1 protein-coding gene is annotated in these 613 nt (G+C 65.7%); it reads left to right on the forward strand.

Features of this window, described 5'->3' with window-relative positions:
- Window positions 1-563, forward strand: a 563-nt coding sequence (locus tag MF6396_RS28115; protein ID WP_443217225.1) for a Mu transposase domain-containing protein, incomplete at its 5' end; no start/stop codon positions are given.
- Between the last annotated feature and the right edge of the window lie 50 nt (window positions 564-613).

Below are 613 nucleotides of genomic sequence, written 5' to 3' on the forward strand. Positions count from 1 at the left end.
AGCGGCCTGCGCGGGTCTCCAGCACCTGCCTGGTCAGCGTCGGGCGCAACCGCTACTCGGTGCCGTGTGAGTACGCGGGTAAGTGGGTCAGCAGCCGTTTGTATCCGACCCGCATCGAGGTGGTGGCCGATGATGCGCTGATAGCCAGCCATGCGCGCTTGCTGGATCGCGACCAGGTCAGCTATGACTGGCAGCACTACCTCCCGCTGATCGAACGCAAGCCCGGTGCGCTGCGCAACGGAGCGCCCTTTGCTGATCTGCCAGCGCCGCTGCGTCAGCTTAAGCACGGTCTGGGGCGTCATGCCGGCGGTGACCGGATCATGGCGCAAGTCCGGGCTGCCGTACCGGTCGCCGGACTCGATGCCGTGCTGGTAGCCGTTGAGCTGGTACTGGAGAGCGGCAGCCTGAGCGCCGAACACATCCTCAATGTCGTGGCACGGCTGACAGCATCCGAACCACCACCCAGCGTCGAAACCCACTTGTCGTTCAAGGAAGCCCCCGTCGCTAACACGGCGCGCTACGACCGCCTGCGTGGCCAGGCCGAGGAGGTCGGTCATGCGTGATTTGATGGCGGAACTCAAGGAGCTGCGCCTGCACGGCATGGCCACGGCCT

The organism is Pseudomonas sp. MF6396, assembly GCF_002018915.1.
Lineage (GTDB): Bacteria > Pseudomonadota > Gammaproteobacteria > Pseudomonadales > Pseudomonadaceae > Aquipseudomonas > Aquipseudomonas palmensis.